General features: G+C 70.1%; 25 protein-coding genes. 11 read left to right on the forward strand and 14 right to left on the reverse strand.

Going from position 1 to position 24,089, the window contains the following annotated elements; translation table 11 throughout:
• The first annotated feature begins 106 nt into the window (after positions 1-106).
• Positions 107-802, forward strand: coding sequence for an aggregation-promoting factor C-terminal-like domain-containing protein (locus tag ACZ5J1_RS02205; RefSeq protein ID WP_464562082.1), 696 nt, complete (start codon positions 107-109; stop codon positions 800-802).
• Positions 803-873: 71 nt separating this feature from the next.
• Positions 874-1,725: a hypothetical protein gene (locus tag ACZ5J1_RS02210; RefSeq protein WP_464562084.1), complete on the forward strand. Its 852-nt coding sequence runs from the start codon at positions 874-876 to the stop codon at positions 1,723-1,725.
• A 52-nt stretch (positions 1,726-1,777) separates the two neighbouring features.
• Here ACZ5J1_RS02210 and ACZ5J1_RS02215 read toward each other — a convergent pair whose 3' ends face one another.
• The 6 genes from ACZ5J1_RS02215 to glpX all read right to left on the reverse strand — a co-directional run bounded on the left by ACZ5J1_RS02215 (position 1,778) and on the right by glpX (position 11,358).
• The gene (locus ACZ5J1_RS02215) at positions 1,778-3,172 is read right to left on the reverse strand and encodes a class II fumarate hydratase (RefSeq protein ID WP_464562086.1); all 1,395 of its coding nucleotides are present in this window, start codon (positions 3,170-3,172) and stop codon (positions 1,778-1,780) included.
• Positions 3,173-3,176: 4 nt separating this feature from the next.
• Positions 3,177-5,630, reverse strand: coding sequence for a PAS domain S-box protein (locus ACZ5J1_RS02220; RefSeq protein ID WP_464562087.1), 2,454 nt, complete (start codon positions 5,628-5,630; stop codon positions 3,177-3,179).
• Positions 5,631-5,872: 242 nt separating this feature from the next.
• Entirely contained in the window at positions 5,873-7,618 is a 1,746-nt protein-coding gene (locus ACZ5J1_RS02225; RefSeq protein WP_464562089.1) for a diguanylate cyclase domain-containing protein, read from the reverse strand.
• Positions 7,619-7,734: 116 nt separating this feature from the next.
• Entirely contained in the window at positions 7,735-9,426 is a 1,692-nt protein-coding gene (locus tag ACZ5J1_RS02230) for a fumarate hydratase (RefSeq protein WP_464562091.1), read from the reverse strand.
• Positions 9,427-9,437: 11 nt separating this feature from the next.
• Positions 9,438-10,322: an alpha/beta fold hydrolase gene (locus tag ACZ5J1_RS02235; protein WP_464562093.1), complete on the reverse strand. Its 885-nt coding sequence runs from the start codon at positions 10,320-10,322 to the stop codon at positions 9,438-9,440.
• 10 nt (positions 10,323-10,332) lie between these two features.
• A complete protein-coding gene (gene glpX, locus ACZ5J1_RS02240; RefSeq protein WP_464562095.1) occupies positions 10,333-11,358 on the reverse strand; it encodes a class II fructose-bisphosphatase in 1,026 nt (341 codons plus the stop codon).
• 117 nt (positions 11,359-11,475) lie between these two features.
• Here glpX and ACZ5J1_RS02245 point away from each other — a divergent pair, with 117 nt between their 5' ends.
• Positions 11,476-12,099: a DUF4245 family protein gene (locus ACZ5J1_RS02245; RefSeq protein WP_464562097.1), complete on the forward strand. Its 624-nt coding sequence runs from the start codon at positions 11,476-11,478 to the stop codon at positions 12,097-12,099.
• Between the two features lie 61 nt (positions 12,100-12,160).
• Here ACZ5J1_RS02245 and ACZ5J1_RS02250 read toward each other — a convergent pair whose 3' ends face one another.
• Entirely contained in the window at positions 12,161-12,394 is a 234-nt protein-coding gene (locus ACZ5J1_RS02250) for an exodeoxyribonuclease VII small subunit (RefSeq protein ID WP_464562099.1), read from the reverse strand.
• Entirely contained in the window at positions 12,378-13,613 is a 1,236-nt protein-coding gene (gene xseA / locus ACZ5J1_RS02255) for an exodeoxyribonuclease VII large subunit (protein WP_464562101.1), read from the reverse strand. Before xseA ends, ACZ5J1_RS02250 begins: the two co-directional genes overlap by 17 nt.
• Before the next feature lie 16 nt (positions 13,614-13,629).
• On the opposite strand from xseA, the gene ACZ5J1_RS02260 reads away from it, so the two are divergent.
• Complete coding sequence (locus ACZ5J1_RS02260; protein WP_464562102.1) at positions 13,630-14,637, forward strand: 4-hydroxy-3-methylbut-2-enyl diphosphate reductase; 1,008 nt, start codon at positions 13,630-13,632, stop codon at positions 14,635-14,637.
• Positions 14,637-15,260 (forward strand): L-threonylcarbamoyladenylate synthase, encoded by a 624-nt coding sequence (locus ACZ5J1_RS02265; RefSeq protein ID WP_464562104.1) that lies wholly within the window; start codon positions 14,637-14,639, stop codon positions 15,258-15,260. Before ACZ5J1_RS02260 ends, ACZ5J1_RS02265 begins: the two co-directional genes overlap by 1 nt.
• A gap of 61 nt (positions 15,261-15,321) precedes the next feature.
• On the opposite strand, the gene htpX is transcribed toward ACZ5J1_RS02265, so the two are convergent.
• The gene (htpX, locus tag ACZ5J1_RS02270) at positions 15,322-16,194 is read right to left on the reverse strand and encodes a zinc metalloprotease HtpX (protein ID WP_464562106.1); all 873 of its coding nucleotides are present in this window, start codon (positions 16,192-16,194) and stop codon (positions 15,322-15,324) included.
• 57 nt (positions 16,195-16,251) lie between these two features.
• Between htpX and ACZ5J1_RS02275 the strand changes: the two genes are divergently transcribed.
• From ACZ5J1_RS02275 to ACZ5J1_RS02285, 3 genes are read left to right on the forward strand one after another with little or no spacing between them, the layout of a single operon-like run.
• Positions 16,252-17,004: a putative protein N(5)-glutamine methyltransferase gene (locus ACZ5J1_RS02275; protein ID WP_464562108.1), complete on the forward strand. Its 753-nt coding sequence runs from the start codon at positions 16,252-16,254 to the stop codon at positions 17,002-17,004.
• A 30-nt stretch (positions 17,005-17,034) separates the two neighbouring features.
• Complete coding sequence (locus ACZ5J1_RS02280) at positions 17,035-18,585, forward strand: lipase family protein (protein ID WP_464562110.1); 1,551 nt, start codon at positions 17,035-17,037, stop codon at positions 18,583-18,585.
• A gap of 19 nt (positions 18,586-18,604) precedes the next feature.
• Positions 18,605-19,129, forward strand: a complete 525-nt coding sequence (locus ACZ5J1_RS02285; RefSeq protein ID WP_464562112.1) for a DinB family protein — start codon at positions 18,605-18,607, stop codon at positions 19,127-19,129.
• A 106-nt stretch (positions 19,130-19,235) separates the two neighbouring features.
• Here the strand turns inward: ACZ5J1_RS02285 and ACZ5J1_RS02290 are convergent, their stop codons facing one another.
• The 4 genes from ACZ5J1_RS02290 to ACZ5J1_RS02305 are packed head-to-tail and all read right to left on the reverse strand — an operon-like array spanning position 19,236 to position 21,206.
• Entirely contained in the window at positions 19,236-19,622 is a 387-nt protein-coding gene (locus tag ACZ5J1_RS02290; RefSeq protein WP_464562113.1) for a hypothetical protein, read from the reverse strand.
• Between the two features lie 41 nt (positions 19,623-19,663).
• Positions 19,664-20,080 carry a GNAT family N-acetyltransferase gene (locus ACZ5J1_RS02295; protein ID WP_464562115.1) on the reverse strand — a complete coding sequence of 139 codons (417 nt, stop codon included), beginning with the start codon at positions 20,078-20,080 and terminating at the stop codon, positions 19,664-19,666.
• A gap of 2 nt (positions 20,081-20,082) precedes the next feature.
• On the reverse strand, positions 20,083-20,715 hold the full coding sequence (locus tag ACZ5J1_RS02300; protein WP_464562117.1) for a LysE family translocator: 633 nt from the start codon (positions 20,713-20,715) through the stop codon (positions 20,083-20,085).
• The gene (locus tag ACZ5J1_RS02305; protein WP_464562119.1) at positions 20,715-21,206 is read right to left on the reverse strand and encodes a nitroreductase family deazaflavin-dependent oxidoreductase; all 492 of its coding nucleotides are present in this window, start codon (positions 21,204-21,206) and stop codon (positions 20,715-20,717) included. Before ACZ5J1_RS02305 ends, ACZ5J1_RS02300 begins: the two co-directional genes overlap by 1 nt.
• Positions 21,207-21,302: 96 nt before the next feature.
• On the opposite strand from ACZ5J1_RS02305, the gene ACZ5J1_RS02310 reads away from it, so the two are divergent.
• Positions 21,303-21,638 carry a hypothetical protein gene (locus tag ACZ5J1_RS02310; protein ID WP_464562121.1) on the forward strand — a complete coding sequence of 112 codons (336 nt, stop codon included), beginning with the start codon at positions 21,303-21,305 and terminating at the stop codon, positions 21,636-21,638.
• Positions 21,639-21,662: 24 nt separating this feature from the next.
• On the opposite strand, the gene ACZ5J1_RS02315 is transcribed toward ACZ5J1_RS02310, so the two are convergent.
• On the reverse strand, positions 21,663-22,445 hold the full coding sequence (locus ACZ5J1_RS02315; protein WP_464562123.1) for an exodeoxyribonuclease III: 783 nt from the start codon (positions 22,443-22,445) through the stop codon (positions 21,663-21,665).
• A gap of 54 nt (positions 22,446-22,499) precedes the next feature.
• Here ACZ5J1_RS02315 and ACZ5J1_RS02320 point away from each other — a divergent pair, with 54 nt between their 5' ends.
• Positions 22,500-23,294 carry an ABC transporter ATP-binding protein gene (locus tag ACZ5J1_RS02320; protein WP_464562125.1) on the forward strand — a complete coding sequence of 265 codons (795 nt, stop codon included), beginning with the start codon at positions 22,500-22,502 and terminating at the stop codon, positions 23,292-23,294.
• Positions 23,291-24,079, forward strand: a complete 789-nt coding sequence (locus ACZ5J1_RS02325) for an ABC transporter permease (RefSeq protein WP_464562127.1) — start codon at positions 23,291-23,293, stop codon at positions 24,077-24,079. The genes ACZ5J1_RS02320 and ACZ5J1_RS02325 overlap by 4 nt, the downstream gene beginning before the upstream one ends.
• Positions 24,080-24,089 lie beyond the last annotated feature (10 nt).

Here is a 24,089-nt window from a genome sequence, read left to right on the forward strand (position 1 = left end):
GGTTGCTGGGAACAGAGTGACAAATATTCTGTGCATTGTTTTGCGGGCACCCTCCCTGCTCGGGCAGGGTGGGGCCCGACTTGTACGGCTGTCTAAGGGGACCTGAGTGGGCAAGCACGCCGCGCCTCGGCGCACGCGCGCAACCGATGTGACTCCCGTCGCCGACGCCGCACCCGTCGTCGCTGCGCGCGGTGGAGCACGTCGCGCGGTCCGTACGACGGCTCCGCGCCGCCGTACTCTCGCCGCTGGTGTCGTGATCGGTGGCGTCGCCGCCCTGGCGACCGGGACCGCGTTCGCCGTCGGAGCCGGCTCGGGTGAGGCCGGCCAGGCCGACGTCGCCGCCGTCACCTCCGCCGACGTGACCAAGCTCCTCGCCGACCGCGAGACGCTGTCGCGCTCGACCGACCGCCGTGCCGCCGCCGACCCCGCCAAGGCCGCCTCGCTGGCCGCCGCGGCCGAGGGCGAGGTGAAGGCGGTCACCCAGACCGTCCGCGCCGAGGACGGCGACCCGAAGGCGATCGCCTCCGCGCTGCTCTCCGAGTACGGCTGGGACGCCTCGCAGTTCGGCTGCCTCGACAAGCTCTGGACGCGCGAGTCCCACTGGAACCCGCGTGCGGACAACCCGAACTCGTCGGCCTACGGCATCCCGCAGGCCCTGCCCGGCTCCAAGATGGCCTCGGCCGGCCCGAACTGGCAGACCAACCCGGTCACCCAGATCAAGTGGGGCCTGGGCTACATCCAGGGCCGCTACGGCAGCCCCTGCGGCGCCTGGGGTCACAGCCAGTCCCACGGCTGGTACTGACCTCTCCTCCGCCGAGGTGTCCCTGTGGATGACCTCTGACGACCTCGACCCCGATCGGCGATGCTCGGCGGGTGCATGCGGTCGGACTCGCGCTCACCTTGGGCGGCATCGTTGACGCCGGAACGCTGCACGCCAACGTCGGGCGCAAAGGCATCCGCCGCGCGCTGAAGGCGGGCGAACTGGTCCATGTAGGTCGCGATCGGTATGCGCTTCCGATCACCGATGCAGCCCTCCGGGTCGCGCAGGAGGTCAACGGCTACCTGATCCATGAGAGCGCGGCTCTGCACTGGGGCTGGGAGGTCAGGATGCCGCCTGAGCGACCGCGCGTCGCCGTACCGAGGGGGCGTCCGCCCACCGAGGACGCGGTGCGCCTCGACCTCCATCGCGACGACGTGGACGGATGGGCCACCACCCAGCTGCAGACCGTCCTCATGAGCGCTGCCGACCTTCCGTTCCCCGACGCGCTGGCGATCGCCGACTCGGCGCTGCGGCACCACGACGTCACCCAGGAAGCGATCGTGGACGGGGCGGCGGCGATCCCCGGCGAGCGGGGTCGGCGAGCTCAGCGGGTGGCGCGGTACGCCGACGGACGGGCTGCGAACCCGTTCGAGTCGGCGCTGCGTGCCTGTGCGATCGAGGCCGGGCTCGAGGTGGTGCCGCAGTTCCGGATGGAGCTCGGTGACCTGGTCGTCCACCCCGATCTGGCCAACCCGATCGTCGGGATCGCCATCGAGGCCGAGTCGTGGGAGTTCCACGGGCGTCGGCGTGCCGAGTTCAATCGGGACTGCCAGTGCTACTCGCTGATGACCGCTCTGGGATGGCGAGTGCTCCGCTTCACGTGGTTCGAGGTGATGTTTCAGCCCGAATCCGTCATCGCCATCATCCGGGCGACCGCCGACCTGGCCCGTTCCTGCGCCTGCTGAGACCAACACGCCGGTAGGTCCGGCGTGTCGGCTCAAACTTCTGCAAGAACGGTCAGATCTCCGGTGGCCGGGTCATCGAGGCGACATCCAGCAGCGCGTCCAGGTCCGCCAGCGTGATCTCTCCGCGCTCGACGTGCCCCTGGGCGATCACGGCAGCACGCACCGTGATCCCGTCGCGCAGAGCGCGCTGGGCGATCGCTGCGGCGGCCTCGTAGCCCAGCACCCGGTTGAGCGGCGTCACGATGGAGGGGGAGGACTCCGCGTACGCCCGCATCCGCTCGACGTTCGGCGTGATCCCGTCCACCACCCGCGTCGCCAGCAACCGCATTGATGACGAGAGCAGGCGGATCGACTCCAGCACGTTGCGCGCCATCACGGGCATCGCGACGTTGAGCTCGAACGCGCCGGAGGCTCCAGCAACAGCCACAGCCGCATCGTTGCCGATCACCTGGAACCCGACCATCGCCACCGCCTCGGGGATCACGGGGTTCACCTTGCCGGGCATGATCGAGGAGCCGGGCTGGAGGTCGGGGAGGTGGATCTCCGCGAGCCCCGCCGTCGGCCCCGACGCCATCCAGCGCAGGTCGTTGACGATCTTGATCAGCCCGACGGCCAGCGTCTTGAGCACCCCGGACAGTTCGACGAGGGAGTCGCGGGTGCCCTGGGCCTCGAAGTGGTTGCGCGCCTCCGTGAAGGCCTCGCCGGTCGCCGCGTTCACCTCCGCGATCACCGCCGGCGCGAACCCGGCAGGCGTGTTGATCCCGGTCCCGACCGCGGTCCCGCCCAGGGGCAGCTCCCGCACTCGCACCAGTACGTCGCCGAGGCGCTCGGCCGCGAGCCGGACCGTGGCCGCATAGCCGCCGAACTCCTGACCCAGGGTGACCGGGGTCGCGTCCATCAGGTGCGTCCGGCCGCTCTTGACCAGGCCCGCGAACGCCTCGGACTGCGTCGACAGCGACTCAGCCAACACCGACAGAGCAGGCAGCAGGTCGTCGCGCACCGCCAGCACCGCCGCGATGTGGATCGCGCTGGGGAAGACGTCGTTGCTCGACTGCGAGGCGTTCACGTGGTCGTTGGGATGCACCGCCACGCCGCCGTCACGCGTCGCGACGGTGGCGATCACCTCGTTGGCGTTCATGTTCGAGGACGTGCCGGAGCCGGTCTGGAAGACGTCGATCGGGAACTGGTCGTCGTACTCGCCGCGGGCGACGGCCGAGGCCGCAGCCTGCACGGCAGCCCCCACGTCGGCCTCCACCACGCCCAACGACACGTTCACCGCCGCAGCCGCGGCCTTGATCACCCCGAGCGCATGGATCAACGCCGGCTCGAGCGGGGTGCCGGAGATCGGGAAGTTCTCGACGGCGCGTTGGGTCTGGGCCTGCCAGAGGGCGGCGGCGGGGACCTGGACCTCGCCCAGGGAGTCGTGCTCGATGCGAAACTCAGTCACATCATCAAGAGCGCTCGTGGTCCCGACTCTGTTCCCCGGACCGGGGGGTGGGGACGTAGACCTGGGAGCGGCCGCGTCCTTCGGACTTCGCGCCGTAGAGCGCGAGGTCGGCGCGGAGCAGGGCCACCTTGGGGGTCCGGTCGATCGGTTCGAGGTCGATCATGTTCACCACGCCCACCGAGGCGCCGACGTACCGGCCGGCCTCGCCGAACCGGTCGGCGACCTCCTGGACGACGCCGACGATGCGGTTGGCCAACCCCAACGCGTCCTCGGCCGAGCAGCCGGGGCAGAGCACCAGGAACTCGTCGCCGCCGACGCGGGCGAGCACGTCCTCGGCACGGATCGACGCCGCGAGTGCGGCCGCCACGACGACGAGCAGTCGGTCCCCGGCCTCGTGCCCGTAGGCGTCGTTGACCGTCTTGAAGCGGTCGAGGTCGATCGCGAGCAGGGCGCCGGAGTCGGGGGTGGTCTCGACCATCGTCTCCAGCGCGTCGGTGAACCGGCGCCGGTTGGGCAGCCCGGTCAGGGGGTCGTGCTCGGAGAGGTAGCGGTAGTGCTCCTCGGCCGCCTGCAGCGCCTCCTGGGCGGCGCGCTTCTCGGTGACGTCGCGGATGGAGGCGACGGTGACGATCTCCCCGTCGATCTCCAGCGGCCCGAGGCTGATCTCGACCGGGATCTCGTGGCCGTCCTTGTGCAGGGCCGACAGGGCGATGTCGGCGCCCATCTCGCGGCGACCGGCGTTGGTCGCGTAGCCGTCGCGCAGCCCGGCGTGCCGATCGCGCACCGACAGCGGCACGAGCAGGTCGACGCTGGCCCCGACCAGCTCCTTCGAGGTGTAGCCCAGCAGTCGGGTGGTCTGCTCGTTGACGAACGTGATCTTCCCCGCCGAGTCGACCACGATCGTGGAGTCGGGGGCGGAGTCCAGCACGGCCTTGAACCGGGCGGTCGCGCGGTTGGCGATCTCCTGGGCGGCGCGCTTCTCGGTGACGTCGCGGATGGAGGCCACTGTGACGGCCTCGCCGTCGGTCTCGAGCGGCCCGAGGCTGATCTCGACCGGGATCTCGTGGCCGTCCTTGTGCAGGGCCGACAGGGCGATGTTGGCGCCCATCGCGCGGCGTCCGGGCTTGTCGGTGTACCGGTGCCGCAGGCCGGCGTGCCGGTCGCGCACCGACATCGGCACGAGCAGGTCGACGCTGGCCCCGACGAGCTCCTCACTCGAGTAGCCGAGCAGCAGGGTGGTCTGCTCGTTGGCGAACGTGATGGTGCCGAGCGAGTCGACCACGATGGTGGCGTCGGGGGCCGAGTCGAGGAACGCCTTGAGTCGGGCCGTCGCCTGGTCGGCGGCCTCCTGGGCCTCGTGCCGCTTGGTGACGTCGATGCCGATCGCGCCCATGCCGATGACGGTGCCGTCGGGGTCGGTGACCGGGAACTGGGTCAGCTCGGTCATCCGCACGCCGCCCTGCGCCGGGTTGGTCTGGAGATCGATCGTCTCCGCGCGGGCCGAGAGCCGGATCCGTTCGACCTGCTCCTCGAGGACCTGCACCACCTCGGGCGGATAGAAGTCGTCGATCGTCCGCCCGACCATCGCCGACGGGTGCGCGCCCCGGGCCTCGGCGAGCACGCTGTTGGCGCGCAGGATCTTGCCGTCGAGGTCGCGCACCGCGATCACGGCGGGCACCGAGTCGAAGATCGCGGCCAGCTCCAGCGTGACCTGATCGCGCTCCTGCTCTGCCCGGGTGACGACCCGGATCGTGTCGGCGATGACCAGCAGGAGGGCGAACGAGATCAGGGCGGCGATGAGGGCGAGCGCAGCGCGGAACTCGAGCACGCCGGCGTCGATCAGGACGAGCTCGATCGTGCAGAGCACCACCGGGACGAACAGGGAGACCGGCACCATCCGCCGGCTGAAGGATCCCGCCAGACCGCTCTCCCAGAGCCAGCGGTGCGGTCGTCGGGTGGCGTGCCGACCGAAGACCCCGACGGCGAGCGACATCAGCACGACCGAGCTGGCCACGGCGATCCCGGAGTCCTGGGACTGGGTGTCAAGGTCGCGCGCGTTGTAGAAGATGAAGAGCTCGAGCGCCAGGGCGTAGAAGAGATAGACCATCCCCATCGAAGTGGGGAGACGGCGCAGGAAGTGGCCCTGGTGGATCGGTCCGGTGAGGATCACCAGCGAGAAGAAGACGAAAGCCCCGGCCATCGGCAGGCTCATCCGCCCGGACGGGGCACCGAGGCCGAGGATCGGGCTGAACAGGTCGTCGATGCCGAGCGAGGCGCCGGTGAACCACTCGGCGGCCGTGAGGGAGGCGGTCAGGAGGATCGGGAGCCCGAGGGCCAGGCTCGACCAGACCCGCCACCGGTCGGCGGGGATGAGCAGCCAGACTCCGCAGAGCACGGCGAGGACCGCGGTGTTGGCCTTCATCGAGGCGCCGTAGCCGGACCAGTGCGTGAGCGTCATCTGCCCGCTGTGCCAGCCCGCGAGCACGACAAAGCCGACCAGGACCACCACGGCGCCGGCAGATACAGGTAGTACGCGTGCCCACGCCGGCGGTCCGGAAATGGACGCCGAGCGATACATCGAGGCCTCCCCAAGCCCTCCAACTAATGGTCCCCATCGGCCACAGTAAGTGTGATCTTTCGAATTCGTGGGGGATTGCAGCGAATTACAGTGGGCGTGAAAATCGCACGCTGTGTCGCTATTCAGGCCTCGTCGAAGACCGCGATCTGGTCGCCGCCGGCATTCTTGGCGATGTAGAGCGCGATGTCGGCGCAGATCAGCGCCGCCGTGCTCGGGGAGTCCGTGGACGGGACCTGGTCCAGTGCGACGATCCCGACCGAGGCTGTCACCAGGAAGTCACCGCCCTCGAAGTCACTGCTCGCCTCCCGTACGGCGTCCTGCATCTCCTTCGCCACACTCAGTGCTTCCTCGACGCCGCCATGGCGCACCAGCACCAGGAACTCGTCGCCGCCCTGCCGTGCCAGCAGGGTGCTGCCGGAGATCCGCGCGCTCATCGCGTGCGCGACCTCGGCCAGGAGGGCGTCACCGGCGCGGTGCCCGAGGGTGTCGTTGACCTCCTTGAAGTGGTCGAGGTCGATGAAGAGCAGCCCGCCGTTGCGGACCGGGTAGGAGTCGAAGTGGTGCTCGAGCTGGTTCTCCAGCTGGCGACGGTTGGGCAGGCCGGTGAGCTCGTCGTGCTCGGCGAGGAGGCGGAAGCGCTCGTTGGCCTCACGCAGGGCGATCTCGGCGGCGCGCTTCTCGCTCACGTCGCGCAGCGCGACGACGGTGTTGAGGCCGTCGGCGAAGGTGACCTGGCTCAGGCTGATCTCGATCGGCACGTGGTGACCGAGCCGGTGCAACGCGTGCAGGTCGGCCGGGTGGCCTCCGTCGCCGCCGTTGGGCGGGGCGACGAAGTCGGCGCGCAGCTGGGCGTGGCCGGCGCGTTGGAGCACGGGGATCAGGATCTCGATCGGCTGCCCCACGAGATCCTCCGGGGGGTAGCCGAGGAGGATCTCGGCGGGGTGGTTGGCGAACCGGATCACCCCGGAGCGGTCCACCAGCAAGGTGGCGTAGGGGGCGGCGTACATCAGCGCCTGGAAGCGGGCGGTCGCCCGGTTGATCCGGTTCTCGGCCCGGGAGATCACGTTGGCCGTGACCGTGACGACCGCGACCGTCGCCGTGGTCACCGAGACGGTCAGCAGGGTGAGGGCGAACGGCATCGAGTACCAGCCGACCTTGTAGCCCAGGTAGGACACGCCGCCGAGCGCCATCGGGACGAAGACCGCGGTGGGGAAGAGCCGGCGGGAGAACGCGCCGGTCAGGGTGTTGGGCCAGAGCCAGCTGATCGGCTGGTGCGTCGAGCGTGCCGCGGTCAGTCCGACCACGGCGGCGAGGAAGGCCAACGCTCCCGGGAGGGAGGGCCGAGCGCCGCCGTCGATCGCGACCAGCTCGTGCGCGCGGTAGACCGCGACCAGGCAGAACCCGATCCCGAGGACCACGAACAGGGTCAGTGAGATCGCCCGGGCCCGCGACGCCCAGGCCGCCCTCGGTCCGAGCTGGGACAGGGAGAAGAGCAGGATCAGCACGGCGTTCGGCAGGCTCGGGAACCACGAGTTGTCCTCGTCCGGGAACCAGTCGGTCGCGGCCTGGACGACCATCACGACGCCGAGCACGCTGATCGAGCCGACCAGGAACGACCCCACCGGGGGCCGGCGGCCGACCGGTTCGTCGGTGACCATCAGGGACAGCCCGGTCAGGACGACGACGACCGCGGCGACGATCGGGCACTCGTTGGGGCCACCGAAGGTCTGCAGCAGCTCGGTGCCGCTGGCCCAGCCGAGCAGCACGGTCACGCCGATGAGCAGCGCGACCAACCCGGCCACGTGCGGAACGCGGCCGACCCACGGCGGTGGCGCGCCGTCGTCGGTCGCGAACTGCAGCCCTTCCACGGGGTCCCCTTTCCGTAGGTTAAGAAAGGTAAACCGAGGCAGCCCCAGTCGTCGCCCCCCGAACGACCCAAATTCCGGGCGAAGTTCAGGCGACGGGAAGGTGCCGTGACGGGTCGCTACTGGGCTGAACGCACCCGGATCCCGGTCATCGGGATGGTGGTCGTGCCCGACGGGTCGGTGAAGAAGTCGTTCCCCTTGTCGTCGACCACGATGAAGGCGGGGAAGTTCTCCACCTCGATCTTCCAGATCGCCTCCATGCCGAGCTCGGGGTACTCGAGCACCTCGACCGAGGTGATGCAGTCCTGCGCCAGGCGTGCCGCGGGGCCACCGATCGAGCCGAGGTAGAAGCCGCCGTGGGCGTGACAGGCCTCGGTGACGACCTTGGACCGGTTGCCCTTGGCCAGCATCACCTGGGAGCCGCCCGCCGCCTGGAACTCGGCGACGTAGGAGTCCATCCGGCCCGCGGTGGTCGGCCCGAAGGAGCCCGACGCCATCCCGTCCGGGGTCTTGGCCGGACCGGCGTAGTAGACCGGGTGGTCCTTGAGGTACTGCGGCATCTCCTCGCCCGCGTCGAGCCGCTCCTTGATCTTGGCGTGCGCGATGTCGCGGGCCACGACCAGCGGTCCGGTCAGCGAGAGCCGGGTCTTGACCGGGTGCTTCGACAGCTCCGCGAGGATCTCCGACATCGGCTGGTTGAGGTCGATCTCGACGACCTCGCCGCCCTCGATCAGCTGCTGCTCGGTGGTGTCGGGCAGGTAGTGCGCCGGGTCGGTCTCGAGCTGCTCGAGGAAGACGCCCTCGGCCGTGATCTTGCCCAGCGCCTGCCGGTCGGCCGAGCAGGAGACCGCGATCGCGACCGGCAGCGAGGCGCCGTGGCGGGGGAGACGCACGACGCGGACGTCGTGGCAGAAGTACTTGCCGCCGAACTGGGCACCGATCCCGAAGGACTGGGTGAGGGCGAAGATCTCCTCCTCCAGCTTCGGGTCACGGATGCCGTGCCCGGCCAGGGAGCCCTCGGTCGGCAGGTGGTCCAGGTAGTGCGCCGAGGCCAGCTTGGCGGTCTTGAGCGCGTGCTCGGCGCTGGTGCCGCCGATCACCACGGCCAGGTGGTACGGCGGGCACGCCGCCGTACCCAGGCTCTTGAGCTTCTCGTCGAGGAAGGTGAGCAGGCGGTCGGGGTTCAGGATCGCCTTCGTCTCCTGGTACAGGAACGACTTGTTGGCGCTGCCGCCGCCCTTGGCCATGAAGAGGAAGTGGTACTCCGGGCCCTTCCCGTCCTTGGCGGGCGTCGCGTAGAGCTCGATCTGGGCCGGCAGGTTGTTGCCGGTCGGGCGCTCCTCGTACGTCGTGATCGGCGCCATCTGGGAGTAGCGCAGGTTGAGCTTCGTGTACGCGTCGAAGATGCCCTGGGCGACGACCTCGGCGTCGTCGACGCCGGTGAGGACGCCCTCGGACTTCTTGCCCATCACGATCGCGGTGCCGGTGTCCTGGCACATCGGCAGGATCCCGCCGGCGGAGATGTTGACGTTCTTGAGCAGGTCGAGCGCGACGAACCGGTCGTTGCCGCTCGACTCGGGGTCGTCGATGATCTTGCGCAGCTGGGCCAGGTGGGCCGGGCGCAGGTAGTGCTGGATGTCGTGGATCGCCTCGTAGGACAGGCGACGGATGGCCTCCGGGTCGACCTTGAGGAAGGTCTGGCCCTCCACCTCCACGGTCGAGACGCCCTCGGTCGTCACCAACCGGTACGGGGTGTCGTCGTGGTGGGCCGGCAGGAGGTCGGAATACAGGAACTCAGGTGCGTTCGCCACGGCTACTTAGCCTAACTCTCGGTCTTGATCGCGCGGTCAGCGGTGCGACGGATCGCCGCGAGGTACGTCGGCCAGAGCTGTTCCGGCAGGTCGTGTCCCATGCCCTTGATCACGAGCAGCTCGGCACCGGGGACCGCCATGGCGGTCGCCCGTCCGCCGGAGACGTGCACCATCCGGTCGGCCAGGCCGTGGATGACGAGCGTCGGCACCGCGAGGGTGCGCAGCGCGGGGACGCGGTCGGGCTGGGTCAGGATCGCCAGCATCTGCCGGCCGGTCCCGGCCGCCGAGACGCCGTACTCCCAGGTGCGCAGCGACCGTTCGTTGATCACGGTCTCCGACAACGGGTAGGCGGGGGACTGGATCTTGCGCCACAGCGCGAGTGCGTTGCGCACGTAGGAGTCCACGCCGGACGACGGCTTGAGCAGGATCGGCAGGATCCGCGGGTCCTGCCAGCCGACCGTGCGGCCGCCGGTGGTCGACATGATCGAGGTCAGCGACCTGACCCGCTCCGGGTGCGCGATCGCCATCGTCTGGGCGATCATCCCGCCCATCGACATCCCGACCAGGTGGGCCGTGTCGATGTCGAGGTGGTCGAGCAGGTCGAACGCGTCGGCGGCCAGGTCCTCGAGGCCGTAGGGGCGCGCGACCGGACGACCGAGGAACGCCCGGACGATGTCCGTGGTCCGGACCCGTCCCTCGGCGCGGAAGGAGTGCCCGGCGTCGCGGTTGTCGAACCGGATCACGTGGAACCCCCGCGCCGCGAGCTGCTCGCAGAAGTCCTCGTTCCACCAGATCATCGGGCCGCCGAGGCCCATCACCAGCAGCAGCGGCTCCGCTGACGCGTCGCCGAAGGTCTCGTAGGCGAACGTGCGGCCGTCGCCGAGGTCAGCGATCACTGGCCGAGGGTCACTGGCCGAAGTCGATGGCCGAGTAGGCCTGGAGCTTCGACAGCTGGTGCTCGCTGGTGACCTTGCGGATCGTGCCGGAGCGGCTGCGCATGACGAGGGAGTCGGTGATGACCGAGCCGCCGCGACCGAAGTGGACGCCCTTCATCAGGTCGCCGTCGGTGATGCCGGTGGCGACGAAGAAGCAGTCGTCGCCGGTGACCAGGTCGTTGGTGTGCAGCACGAAGTCGGGGTCGAGGTTGTGGCCGGCGTCGAGGGCGCGCTGGCGCTCGGCGTCGTCCTGGGGCCAGAGCCGGCCCTGGATGGTGCCGCCCATGGCCTTCATCGCGCAGGCGGCGACGATGCCCTCGGGGGTGCCGCCGATGCCGAGCAGCAGGTCGGCGCCGGACCCGGCGCTGGCCGCGGAGATCGCGCCGGCGACGTCGCCGTCGACGATGAACTTGATCCGGGCGCCGGTGGCGCGGATGTCGTCGACGAGCTGGGCGTGACGCGGGCGGTCGAGCACGATCACGGTGATGTCGGAGGGGTGGGAGCCCTTGGCCTTGGCGACCTGGTGGATGTTCTCCGCGACGGGCAGGCGGATGTCGACCACGTCGGCGGCCTCGGGGCCGGTGACGAGCTTCTCCATGTAGAACACGGCGCTCGGGTCGTACATCGATCCCCGCGGGGCGACGGCCATGACGGCGACGGCGTTGCTCATGCCCTTGGCGGTCAGGGTGGTGCCGTCGATCGGGTCGACCGCGACGTCGCACTCGGGGCCGGTGCCGTCACCGACCTGCTCGCCGTTGTAGAGCATCGGGGCGTTGTCCTTCTCGCCCTCGCCGATGACGACGGTGCCGTTCATCGCGACGGTCGAGATCATCACGCGCATCGCGTTGACCGCGACCCCGTCGGCACCGTTCTTGTCGCCACGACCGACCCAGCGGGCGGCCGACATGGCGGCGGCTTCGGTGACGCGAACGAGCTCGAGGGCCAGGTTGCGATCCGGCGAAACAGTCGGGACATCCAGGGACTCAGGCATCGTCATGGGCCGAACCTTATCCGTCGCGGATGGCCCTGCGGAGACCCGGGAAAGAGACCTACGTCGCTTGAACGATCCATATCCCGAATTTCTGCTGTGGTGCCTGGCGGCGACAATGGTCGAGTGACCCAGACGCAGCAGTCCACGCCCGAACCCCAGCAGGGTGCGCGGCGCTATCCCCGCACGTTCGGGGGACTGATCGGGTCCATGATCGTGCTGGTCATCGCGGTCCTCGCGTTCTGGGGGATCCAGGCGCTGACCCACGACCGTCCGGAGATCAAGCCCGAGGCCGTGCCGTATCTCGAGACGGTTGCCGCGGTCCAGGACGGCGGTTACACGGTCGCCTACCCGCCGACCCTGCCGAAGGGCTGGCTGGCGACCTCGGTGCGCTTCACCCCCGGCGACCGTCCGGTCTGGGGCCTGGGCATGCTCACCAGCGCCCGTGCCGGCGCCGGTGCCTACGCCGGGGTCGAGCAGGAGGACGCCGACCTCGACACCCTCCTCGACACGTACGTCGACAAGGCGGCGCGTCAGGGTGAGGACGTGACGATCACGCCCGTCGACGCGGCCGCTGCCGCCGGGATCGCGACCACCTGGACCACCTGGAGCGACTCCGGCGGCGACCACGGCTTCGCCACCACCGTCACCGTCGACGGTGAGGAGCAGACCCTCCTGGTCTACGGCTCCGCCTCCGTCGCCGACCTCACGGCGCTCGCCGCCTCCCTGGTCACCACGCCGCTGAGCTAATCGCCGAATCCCGGGTTCTGGGGCGTCGAGTCCCGGGTTCTGGGGCGTCGAGTCTCGGGTTCTACTCGTCGTCGGCGGCGATGACGGCGTCGAGCCGCTCCCGAGCGCCGTCGAGCCAGGTCTGGCACAGCGTCGCCAGCGCCTCCCCGCGCTCCCAGAGCGCGAGCGACTCCTCGAGCGTGAGCCCGCCGGTCTCGAGGGCGCGGACGACCTCGATCAGCTCACCTCGCGCCTCCTCGTAGGAGAGCTGCGGCTCCTCGGCTGCGGCCTCTTTCTTCTTACTCGGCGGTGCCATCGATCTCCTCGATCTTCTGTACGTCGGCGTGGAGGCGGCCATCGGCGACCCGGACCATGATCCGGTCGCCGGCGGCTGCCGCGGTGATGGAGGTCAGGACGTGGCCGTCGGAATCCTGCAGCACGGCATAGCCGCGCTGCAGCGTCGCCAACGGTGACAGTGCTCGGGCTCGGGCGCGCTGGTGGCCGATGTCGTCGGCGGCCCGGTCGAGCTGGTGTGAGATCACCCGGCGGGCCCGCGCCTGCAGCGAGGTGACCTCGTCGGCGCGGTCGGCGATCAGGCCGCGCGGGTCGGCCATCACCGGCCGCGAGCGCAGCCCGTCCAGGCCCGCCTGCTCCCGGTCGATCCAGTGCCCGACCAGTGAGCGCAGCCGGCCCCGGGCACCGCCGACGAGCGCGAGCTCCTCGGCCACGTCCGGGACGACCCGCTTGGCCGCATCGGTCGGGGTGGAGGCGCGCAGGTCGGCGACCAGGTCGAGCAGCGGGGTGTCGGGTTCGTGCCCGATCGCGCTGACCACCGGGGTGCGCAGCGCGGCCACGGCCCGGATGAGCGCCTCGTCGGAGAACGGCAGCAGATCCTCGACCGAGCCGCCACCGCGGGCGATCACGATGACATCGACCGAGGGATCAGCCTCGAGTCGTCCGAGGGCGTCGATCACCTCGGGGACGCAGCGCGTCCCCTGCATCGAGGTGTGGACGATCCGGAGCGAGGCCGCAGCCCAGCGGCGACGTACGTTCTCGGTGACGTCGCGCTCGGCGGCGGAGTTCGCGGCGGTGATCAACCCGATGGTGGTCGGCAGGAACGGCAGCGGCCGCTTGAGCTCGGCGGCGAAGAGCCCCTCGGCGGCCAGCAGCTGGCGGCGCTGCTCGAGCCGGGCCAGCAGGGCGCCGAGCCCGACGGGGCGGATCTCGCGGGCGGCGAGCGACAGGGTGCCGCGGTTGGGGTAGAACGACGGCTTCGCGTGCAGCAGGATCGAGGCGCCCTCGATCAGCGGCGTCGCGAGGGAGTCGATCAGGTGGCGGGGCGCGGTGACCGAGATCGAGATGTCGGCCACGGAGTCGCGCAGGGTGAGGAAGACGGTCGCCATCCCGGGGCGGCGGCTGATCTGGGTGACCTGCCCCTCCACCCACACGGCACCGAGCCGGTCGATCCAGCCGCCGATCGCGGTGGCGATCTGGCGGACCGGTGCCGGCTGCTCGGGGCTGGTCTCCATCGCCACACGTAGACTCAACCACATGGTCGACCTCGCAACGCCGCGCATCCTCAGCGACACCGAGAAGCAGGTGCTGCTGGCCTCCCCGCGGGGCTACTGCGCGGGTGTCGATCGAGCCGTCATCACCGTGGAGAAGGCCCTCGACCTGTACGGCGCCCCGGTCTACGTCCGCAAGGAGATCGTGCACAACAAGCACGTCGTCGATGACCTGCGTCGCCGTGGCGCGATCTTCGTCGACGAGCTCGACCAGGTGCCGCCGGGCGAGACCGTGGTCTTCTCCGCGCACGGGGTCAGCCCGGCCGTGCACGCCGACGCGGCGGTGCGCGAGCTGAAGACGATCGACGCGACCTGCCCGCTGGTGACGAAGGTGCACTACGAGGCGGTCCGGTTCGCCAACGAGGGCTACGACATCATCCTGGTCGGCCACGAGGGCCACGAAGAGGTCGAGGGCACGATGGGCGAGGCGCCCGACCACATCCAGCTGGTCCAGGGCCCGGCCGACGTCGAGGCGCTGACCGTCAAGGATCCGGACAAGATCGTCTGGCTCTCCCAGACCACGCTCAGCGTCGACGAGACCATGGAGACGGTCCGCGCGTTGAAGGCCAAGTTCCCCGGCCTGATCGACCCGCCGAGCGACGACATCTGTTACGCCACCCAGAACCGGCAGGTCGCGATCAAGGAGATCTCCGACGTCGACCTGGTGATCGTGGTCGGCTCGAAGAACTCCTCGAACACCCTGCGGCTGGTCGACGTGGCCCTCGAGACCGGTGCCAAGGCGGCGTACCGCGTCGACGACGCCACCGAGATCGACGAGGCCTGGCTCGACGGCGTCGCCACCGTGAGCGTGACCAGCGGGGCGAGCGTGCCCGAGTCGCTGGTCGAGGACGTGCTCGCTTGGTTGTCGGCCCGGGGCTATCCCGACGCCCGCGCCGTCACGACCGCCGAGGAGTCGCTGGTCTTCGCGCTGCCCAAGGAACTACGTCGAGACATGAAGGCAGCCGCTGCGGCTGCTGCTGGAGGAGTGAACTGATGGCGCGGTACCTGGACATCCACCCGGACAACCCCCAGCCGCGCCTCATCACCCAGATCGTCGAAGCCCTCCGGGGCGACCAGGTGATCGCCTACCCGACCGACTCCGGCTACGCGCTGGGCGCGCGGATCGGGTCCAAGGACGGCCGCGACCGGATCCTCGCGATCCGTGAGCTCGACGACAAGCACCACTTCACGCTGGTGTGTCGCGACTTCAGCCAGCTCGGCCAGATGGTGCACGTCGACAACAGCTCGTTCCGGGCGATCAAGTCCGCGACGCCGGGGCCCTACACGTTCATCCTGCCGGGCACGCCCGAGGTGCCGCGGCGGCTGCTGCACCCGAAGAAGAAGACCGTCGGTGTGCGGATTCCCGACCACGTCGTCGTCCAGGCGATCCTGGAGGAGCTCGGCGAGCCGATCCTGACCTCGACGCTGATCATGCCCGGCGAGACCGAGGCGCGGACCAGCGGGTGGGACGTCAAGGAGACGCTCGATCACGTCGTCGACGTGGTCGTGGAGACCGGCGTCGACTCACCCGCCGAGCCGACCACCGTGATCGACTGGTCCGAGGGTGCCCCGGAGGTCGTCCGCGTGGGCGCCGGGGATCCGGACCGCTTCGCCTGACCGTCGAGTGAGTGTCTGGTGACCCCCTCTGAGCGGGGCTGACACTCACTCGACGAATGGGTCAGCGGCCGTACTTGCCGCCGGCCATCGCGGTGAGGCGGGCGATCCGGTCCTCCATGGGCGGGTGGGTGGAGAACAGCTTGCGCGCACCCTCGAAGTTGAACGGGTTGGCGATCATCATCGACGACACCGCCTCGACCTTGGGCTCGGGAGGCAGCGGCGCCGCGGCGGTGCCCAGCTCGAGCTTCTTGAGCGCGCTGGCGAGGGCCAACGGGTCACCCGTCAGCTTCGCGCCGTCCTCGTCGGCGTCGTACTCCCGGGTGCGGGAGATCGCCATCTGCACCACGGCGGCGGCGATCGGGGCGAGCAGCGCCATCGCGATCGCGACCAGCGGGTTGACGCCCTCGCCGTCCTCGTCGCGGCTGCCGCCGAAGAAGATGAAGAACTGGGCCAGCGACGTGATCAGACCGGCCATCGCGCCCGCGATGGAGGCGGTCAGGATGTCGCGGTTGTAGACGTGCATCAGCTCGTGGCCGAGGACGCCGCGCAGCTCGCGCTCGTCGAGCAGCTGGAGGATGCCCTCGGTGCAGCACACCGCGGCGTTCTGCGGGTTGCGGCCGGTCGCGAACGCGTTCGGGGCGTTGGTGGGGGAGACGTAGAGCTCCGGCATCGGCTGGTTGGCCTTGGCCGAGAGCTCCCGCACGATCCGGTACATCGCCGGCTGCTGCTCCTCGGTGACCGGGTAGGCCCGCATCGCGCGGATCGCGCTGCGCGCGGAGTTCCAGTAGCCGTAGAAGTTCATCGCCAGGCCGATCGCCACGAAGATCCACAGCGTGCTGGCGCTCGCGCCGAGCAGGGCCCAGAAGGCCAGAACGATCGCCCACATGCCGCCGAAGAGCATCGCGGTCTTGAGGCCGTTGTAATGGTTGTGCACGTCCTGTTCAACGGATGAGCCGAGCCCGATGTTCCGGCCGACTCCTAGGCTGGGCGGGTGAACGAGATCATCGCGCGGCTGCGCGCCGCGGGGTGCGTCTTCGCCGAGGAGGAGGCGGCGCTGCTCGTCGAGGCTGCGTCCGGGGACGCTCTCGAGGAGCTGGTACGTCGCCGGGTCGGTGGTGAACCGCTCGAGGTGGTGCTCGGCTGGGCGGCGTTCGACGGGCTCCGGATCCCGGTGCGCCCGGGGGTCTTCGTGCCGCGGCGACGCAGCGAGCTGCTGGTGCGACTCGCGGCCCAGCACGCCAGCGGCCTCACCTCGGGCCGACTGCTCGACCTCGGCTGCGGCACGGGAGCGGTCGGGGTCGCCGTACAGGCGCGGGTGCCGGGGCTCGAGGTGTGGGCGACCGACCTGGACCCGGCGGCGGTGGCGTGCGCTCGACTGAGCCTGCCCGCGGCGCGGGTGCTGGAGGGCAGCTGGTTCGAGCCGCTGCCGGCGGCGTTGCAGGGCGGGTTCGACGTGATCGTGGCGAACGCGCCGTACGTGCCCACGGACCGGATCGCGCTGATGCCGCCCGAGGCGCGCGTGTCCGAACCCCGCACGGCGCTGGACGGGGGCGCCGATGGCGTCGAGCGGCACCGTGAGGTGCTGGCCGAGGTCGGTCGGTGGCTGGCCCCCGGCGGCGTCGTCCTGATCGAGACCGGTCGGGAGCAGTCGGCGCTGACCGCCGCCGCGATGAGCGCGGTCGGGCTGGTCCCGACGATCCACACCGATGACGACCTGGACGCCACCGCCGTAGCCGGGATGTAACCCCGCTCACACCTTCTCGTTGGTCCAGACATGCGTGTCTTCGCGGTCTCGATCTGCATCGTCCTGGCGGCTGGCCTCGGCCTCGTGGTCCCACGCCCCGCCGCGGCGGCCGACCCGATCCCGCTGCCGCACAACGACCCCTTCTACGCCTACGCAGGCTCGAAGCCGCTGGCGCAGCAGAAGGCCGGTGCGGTGCTCGGGCAGCGCGCGATCACGGCCCTGGTCGCCAACACCGCGCCGATCTCGGCCACCCAGCTGCTCTACCGGACCGTCGACGAGCAGGGCGCGCCCGCGGCCACGGTGACCACCGTGATCGCCCCGCTCGGCGCGCCGATCCTCGGCGTGGTGTCCTACCTCAGCTTCTACGACGCGCTCGGCGACAAGTGCTCCCCGAGCTACACCCTGCGCGGCGGTGACCCGGGCGAGGAGAACCAGTCCCTCGCCCAGGAGGAGTCGGCGCTGATCGCCGCCCTCGTGGCGCAGGGGTACGCCGTCACGGTGCCCGACTTCGAGGGCACGGAGCTGCACTGGGTCGCCGGTCACGAGTCCGGGTGGAGCACGCTGGACTCGATCCGCGCCACCGAGTCGTTCCTCAACCTGCCGGCGTCGACGAAGGTCGGCATGTTCGGCTACTCGGGCGGATCGATCGCCGGCGAGTGGGCCGCCGAGCTGGCGCCGACGTACGCCCCCGAGTTCAACATCGTGGCCACCGCGATCGGTGGGATCCCGGTCCACCTCGCCCACAACCTGCGCTACGTCAACGGGTCGCAGACCTGGTCCGGGGTCATCCCGGCCGCGATCGTGGCGCTGAGCCGCGCGTTCGGCATCGACCTGGCGCCGTACATGTCCGCCTATGGCAAGAAGGTCACCGCCGAGGTGGCCGACGAGTGCATCGGCGGGTTCAACGGCAACTACCCGGGCCTGACGGTCGCGCAGATGATGAAGCCGCAGTACGCCGACTTCCTGGCGATCCCGCCGGTGGCTCGGATCGTGAACTCGCTGATCATGGGCTCGACCCCGGGTCGCCCGAGGATGCCGATGTTCATGCTGGTCGGCAACAACGACGGCACCGGCGACAACGTGATGATCGTCAAGGACGTCGCCGCGCTGGCGCGGCAGTACTGCGCCCAGGGCGCGTCGGTCCAGTACACCGAGGTGCCGAACGCGGACCACACCAACGCGGGCATCGCCTTCTTCGTCACCGGGCAGGTGTGGTTGCTGGCTCAGATGGCCGGCCTGCCTGCCACCCCGAACTGTGGCTCGATCCCCGAGGGCAACTCACTCGCACCCCTGCCGGTGCGCGCCGAGCCGCGCGCCGTGCACCCGAGGCTGACCGTGCGCAGCAGTGGTCGCTACGACGTCCTCCGGGTGGTTGCGGCGGCACCGCGGGGGACCGACGTCCGGCTCTACCGGCTGCACGACGGCCACCGCCACCTGGTCGGCACCGCGAAGCTCGGACGCCAGGGTGTGGCCGTGCGACGGATCCGCGACCGCAACGGTCGCCGGGTCACGCGCTACGTCGCGACCGTGGCAGCAACCTCCGCCACGTTGGCAGGAAAGGCCTCGGCGCGGCATCGGTGAGGCTGCCAGAATCGCTCGAGTGACCCTCACCCCTGACGACAAGGACTGGACGTGGGTGCTCGAGCGCGCCTGCCCTGAGTGCGGATTCGACCCGGCATCGACCCAGTTCCGCGAGATCCCGGACACGACCCGCGAGCTGGTCGAGCTGTGGGTCGAGCTGATGCTCAGCCCCGGCTCGGTCTCGGACCGTCCGGACGCCACGACCTGGTCACCGCTGGAGTACGCCGTCCACATCCGTGACGTGCTGCGGATCATGCTCGCCCGGCTCAACCTGATGCTGGTGCTGGAGGACCCCGAGTTCCTCAACTGGGACCAGGACGAGACCGCCGTGCTGGCCGACTACGCCCACGCCGACCGGTCGCAGACCGCCGTCGACCTCAAGGCCGCGGGCGCGGCGATGGCCCGGGCGATCGAGATCGTCCCCGACGCCGCACTGGGTCGGACCGGGCGCCGCTCCAACGGGTCGCGGTTCACCGTCGAGTCACTCTCGGCGTACTTCCTGCACGACCTCGTGCACCACACGCACGACGTGGGCCTGGCCTGACGGTCGCCTTTTTCCCACATTTGTTTGACGACACCCCGCAGGCCGTCCAGGCCGCGGGGCGTCATTGAACAAATGTGGGGACGTTGCGGGCGCGCCGCGGGTTGGCTCAGCAGCCGTTGAACTTCCAGTGGCCGGACTTCTTGACCCAGCTCTCGTTCTTGGTGTCGAGGTCGGGGTTGCCGTAGGCGTAGTTGACTCGGGCCTTGGAGCCCTTGATCTTCGCCGAGTAGGACTTCATCGGCGGGTTGCCGTAGGTCTGCTTGAGGTAGGTGCCCAGGGCGACGAAGTCGGCCTTGGTGACCTGCTTCTTGCAGCGCGGGGCGAGGTAGCCGTAGGCCTTCGCGCCGTGGCCGGTGAGCAGGGAGGTGGTGTAGGTCTTGACGGCCTTCTTCAGCGAGGCCTGCGGGCTCGCAGCCTCAGCGGTCGGGGTCCCGACGGTCAGGAGCAGGGTGGCGGCGAGGGCGGCGACAACCGCCGGGATCCGGGTCTTCATGGCCGGGATGTTAAGGCACCGAGTGCCTGGCGCCTGCATGCTCAGGCCGGCTTGACCCACCGGCTCCACTCGGGCTGTCGCGCATAGCCGGCCGCAGCCCAGATGGAGGCGCCGAGTGAGTTGCCGTCGAGCACCATCGCGTCGAGCCGGGGTGCGCCGAGGTCGATCAGTCGCTGCTCCGCCGCCGCGAGCAGGCGGGTGCCGACTCCTTGGCGTCGTACGTCGGGGTGGACCGCCAGTCGGTAGAGGTGGGCGCGCCAGCCGTCCCAGCCGGCGATGATCGAGCCGACGATCGTGTCCTCGGACACCGCGACCAGGCAGGCCGCCGCGTCCCGGTCGAGCAGCGCCTCGACCATCCGCGGCGTGTCGGTGGGGCGGGAGTCGTTCTCGGCGGCCAGCAGCCACAGCTCGATCAGGGCCGGCACGTCGTCGTGCGTCGCGGGGCGGAGGTCGATCATGCTCAGGCGGTCCGGCGCGCGAACGCGAGCACCCCGGCGAGGCCGATCATCATCGCCCCGCCGGCCGTGGAGAGGCGGCTGAGTCGTTGCGGGCTGCGGCCGAGCCAGTCCCGGGCCGAGCCGGCGGCGAGCGCCCAGATGCTGTCGGAGCAGAACGCGATCACGGCGAAGACCAGGCCGTACACGAGGATCTGGACCGTCGCCGAGCCGCGCGAGTCGTCGACGAACTGGGGGAGTACGGCGACGAAGAAGGCCAGCGACTTCGGGTTGGTCGCGCCCACGATGACGGCCTGGCCGAAGATCCGGCGCAGCGAGACGGACCCGGTCTCCACGTCGAGGTGGTGGGTGTCCCGGTCCCGGATCGCGCTCACCCCGAGGTAGAGCAGGTAGCCGACACCGAGCACCTTGATGATGGTGAAGGCCACGGCCGAGGCGGCGATCAGGGCGCCGACGCCGAAGGCGACCGCGCAGACGAGCAGGAACGAGCCGATCGTGTTCCCGGCGACGCTGACCACGCCGGCGGTGCGGCCGTAGGAGATCGCGCGGCCGACGGAGAACAGCACGCTCGGGCCCGGGATGACGATCAGGATGAACGCCGCGAGGGAGAACGTGAGCAGGTGGGCGAGGTCGGGCATCAGGCGGCGCTCGGCACGGGGAGGAGTCGGAAGAGCTTGATCGTGCGCTCGGTGCGCTCCTGGTACTTCTCGTAGTTGGGCCAGACGGCGACCATCGCCTTCCAACCCGCCTCGCGCTCCTCGCCGCTCAGCCGCCGCACCGTGCAGCGTCGGTCGACGCCGTCGAACCCGACCAGCACGGTGCCGCCCGCGGCCTCGACCGCCTCGATGTTGACCACCCAGGCGGGCTGCTTCGGCCCGCCCCAGAACGACCCGGCGACCAGGTAGCCCTCGGGACCCGGCACGCACAGCAGCGGCACCGAGTGCTCGACGCCGCTCTTGCGACCGGGGGCGGTGAGCATCAGGCCGGGCAGGCTGATGATCCGGAGGGTCGACCACCGGCCCTTGCTGATCCGGTGCAGGAACCGGTCGAACGCCACCATCTGCTTGTTGAACCTCGGCACCCAGGGCTGGGCGCCGATCTTGATCGCGAGCGGCGTGAGGAGACCCATGCGCTGATTGTAGGAAGCGGGCCACCGATCCGCCTGTCCGATTCGATAGCCGTGCATCCGGGGGCCGCGACGGCTGCGAGGTTGTAGCGTCCGAGCATGGAGACGATGGGGCGTCGACGGATCGAGCTCGGTGCAACGTTGGTGATGACGATCGCGGTGCTGGGCGCCCTCGTCGGGTCCTTGGCGATTGCGCTGATCGTGGACCTCTGCATCGACGAGTGCGCCGACCAGCCGGTGCTCTCCTGGGAGGCGGGCTGGCGGATCCTGCTGCTGCTCGGCTTCTGCACGGGCCTGATCGGGCTGGCGTGGGGCGCGCTGCGCGCCGAACGACGTGGACGGCCGACGCTGGCCAGCCGGTTGCTGCTCGCCACGCTTGTCGCGCCAGTGGTGGCCGCGGTGGTCTGGTGGTTCCTGGTCAGCATCGTCCACTGACCCGGCCCGCAGCCCCGTGAGAGGTCAGTCGGCGATGTCGACGACCACGGGGGCGTGGTCGGAGGGGGCACCCTCACCCTGCGCGGGATCGCGGGCGTCGGTGTCGATCCAGGCGTTCTTCACCCGGCCGGCGAAGGCGGGGGAGCCGAGGATGAAGTCGATCCGCAGTCCACGGTTCCGCTCGAACCGCTGCCGGTAGTAGTCCCAGTAGGTGTAGACCTCGGGCCCGGGAGCGTGCGGACGCACCACGTCGGTGAAGTCGGACTCGATCGCGAAGTACGCCTCGCGCTCGGCCGGGGTGAGGTGGGTGGCGTTCTTGAACTGCTTGGGGTCGAAGCAGTCCTCGTCGAAGGGGCAGACGTTCCAGTCGCCGACCAGCGCGGTCGGGGTGTCCTTCCACGCCTGCGCGGCCTCGCGCAGACGGGCCAGCCAGTCCAGCTTGTAGGCGTAGTGCGGGTCGTCGGGCTTGCGGCCGTTCGGCACGTAGAGCGAACCGACCCGGACCCCGCCACAGGTGGCGAACAGGGCGCGCGCCTCGTCCTCCTCCTTGAACTGCGGCATCGAGTCGAAGCCGACCTGGACGTCCTCGAGGCCGACGCGGCTGAGGATCGCGACGCCGTTCCACTGGCTGTAGCCGACCGCGGCCATCTCGTAGCCACGCGCCTCCAGACCCATCGTCGGGATCTGGTCGGGCTTCGCCTTGATCTCCTGGAGAGCGAGCACGTCGATCTCGTGCTTGTCGAGGAAGGCCTCGACACGGTCGATCCGGGTGCGGAGCGAGTTCACGTTCCAGGTAGCGATGCGCACCCGCAGAGGCTACCCGGCGCCCCATTCCTGTGAGCAGTCCACGAGAATGGGTGCATGACCTCCGCGCCCGCGATCCTCGTCGAGGGTGCCTGCCGCGCGTACCGCAACGTCGACGACACCACGACGATCGCGTTGCACGAGGTCGACCTGGCCGTCCCGCAGGGCAGCTTCGTCAGCATCATCGGCCCGAGCGGCTGCGGGAAGTCGACCCTGCTGCGGCTGGTCGCGGGGTTGGAGCCCGCCGACCGGGGCCGGGTCGACATCGGCGGTCGTACGCCGGCCGCGGCCGCCGAGGGCAAGGCGCTCGGTCTGGTGCCCCAAGGTGAGGCGCTGCTGCCGTGGCTGAGCGTGCTCAAGAACGTGAGCCTGCCCGCCCGGGTGAACCGGAAGCACAACCGGATGCCCCTGCCGGACATGGAGGAGCTGCTCCGCCGTGCCGGTCTGGGCGACGTGATGCACCAGCTCCCGCACCAGATCTCCGGCGGCCAGCGGCAGCGGGCCGCGATCGTGCGCGCCTTCGGGCTGCGCCCCGACGTGCTGCTGCTCGACGAGCCGTTCTCCGCCCTCGACGAGTTCACCCGGGAGTCCCTGCAGGGGCAGCTGCTCGACCTGTGGGCCGAGACCGGGTCCACCGTCCTGTTCGTCACGCACTCGATCAGCGAGGCGGTGCGGATGTCGGACCGGGTGATCGTGATGGCGCCCGGACCGGGCCGGATCGTCGACTCGATCGACATCGACCTGCCCCGACCGCGGTCGGCGGAGATCCTCACCTCGGCGGAGTTCCACGCCTACGAGCTGCAGATCCGCGAGCGGCTGCGGTTCGCCTTCGAAGGCGGGGCCGAGCGATGAGCCGCGTGAAGAAGGTAACGACCTACTTGCACCCGCGCTGGTGGGCGCCCGCCGTCATCACGGTCCTGGTGCTCGGACTGCTGTGGCAGTGGGCTGTCGAGCGCTGGCCCTACCTGCTCGCCCCGCTGGGCGACATCTGGCAGGTCCTGAGCGACAAGCCCGACTTCTTCCTCGAGCAGGCCTGGGTGACGCTGCGCGAGGCCCTGCTCGGCCTGGGGATCGCCTTCGTGGTCGCGTTCGCTCTGGCGATCGTGATCAGCGAGATCCCGATCGCACGCCGCGCGATCATGCCGATCGCGGTGGTGCTCAACGTGACCCCGCTGGTGGCGATCGCCCCGGCGCTGGTGGTCGCGTTCGGCTTCGGCCCCGGCCCCAAGCTGATCCTGACCAGCCTGATCTGCTTCTTCCCGATCCTGATCAACACCTCGATCGGGCTGCGCACCGTGCCGCGCCCGGTGCTTCAGGTCTTCGAGACCGTGCACGCCTCGCGGCTCGAGATGCTCCGGTTCTTGCGGGTGCCCAACAGCCTGCCGTTCGTCTTCGCCGCCCTGCAGATCGTCTTCCCGCTGTCGGTGATCGGTGCCGTCGTGGCCGAGCTCAACGCCGCCGGCTCCAGCGACGGTCTCGGCACCACCATCCAGGTCGCCTCCTCCATGAACCAGCTCGCGGTCGTGTGGGCGGCTATCTTCGTCCTGGCAGCCATGGGGTCGTTGCTGCTCCTGCTCGTCACCGTCGTCGAGCGCAGGGTCCTGCACTGGCACGAATCCACGCAGACCCGATACTGAACGTCGAACA

The sequence above is a fragment of the Nocardioides sp. JCM 18999 genome, from assembly GCF_055391175.1.

Coding starts and splice junctions, on each gene's coding strand:
- ACZ5J1_RS02325 (WP_464562127.1), top strand. CDS start 23,291: ATGAGCCGCGTGAAGAAGGTAACGACCTACTTGCACCCGCGCTGGTGG.
- ACZ5J1_RS02280 (WP_464562110.1), top strand. CDS start 17,035: ATGCGTGTCTTCGCGGTCTCGATCTGCATCGTCCTGGCGGCTGGCCTC.
- ACZ5J1_RS02290 (WP_464562113.1), bottom strand. CDS start 19,622: ATGAAGACCCGGATCCCGGCGGTTGTCGCCGCCCTCGCCGCCACCCTG.
- glpX (WP_464562095.1), bottom strand. CDS start 11,358: ATGACGATGCCTGAGTCCCTGGATGTCCCGACTGTTTCGCCGGATCGC.
- ACZ5J1_RS02320 (WP_464562125.1), top strand. CDS start 22,500: ATGACCTCCGCGCCCGCGATCCTCGTCGAGGGTGCCTGCCGCGCGTAC.
- ACZ5J1_RS02220 (WP_464562087.1), bottom strand. CDS start 5,630: ATGACGCTCACGCACTGGTCCGGCTACGGCGCCTCGATGAAGGCCAAC.
- ACZ5J1_RS02250 (WP_464562099.1), bottom strand. CDS start 12,394: ATGGCACCGCCGAGTAAGAAGAAAGAGGCCGCAGCCGAGGAGCCGCAG.
- ACZ5J1_RS02265 (WP_464562104.1), top strand. CDS start 14,637: ATGGCGCGGTACCTGGACATCCACCCGGACAACCCCCAGCCGCGCCTC.
- ACZ5J1_RS02295 (WP_464562115.1), bottom strand. CDS start 20,080: ATGATCGACCTCCGCCCCGCGACGCACGACGACGTGCCGGCCCTGATC.
- ACZ5J1_RS02305 (WP_464562119.1), bottom strand. CDS start 21,206: ATGGGTCTCCTCACGCCGCTCGCGATCAAGATCGGCGCCCAGCCCTGG.
- ACZ5J1_RS02310 (WP_464562121.1), top strand. CDS start 21,303: ATGGAGACGATGGGGCGTCGACGGATCGAGCTCGGTGCAACGTTGGTG.
- ACZ5J1_RS02260 (WP_464562102.1), top strand. CDS start 13,630: ATGGTCGACCTCGCAACGCCGCGCATCCTCAGCGACACCGAGAAGCAG.
- ACZ5J1_RS02300 (WP_464562117.1), bottom strand. CDS start 20,715: ATGCCCGACCTCGCCCACCTGCTCACGTTCTCCCTCGCGGCGTTCATC.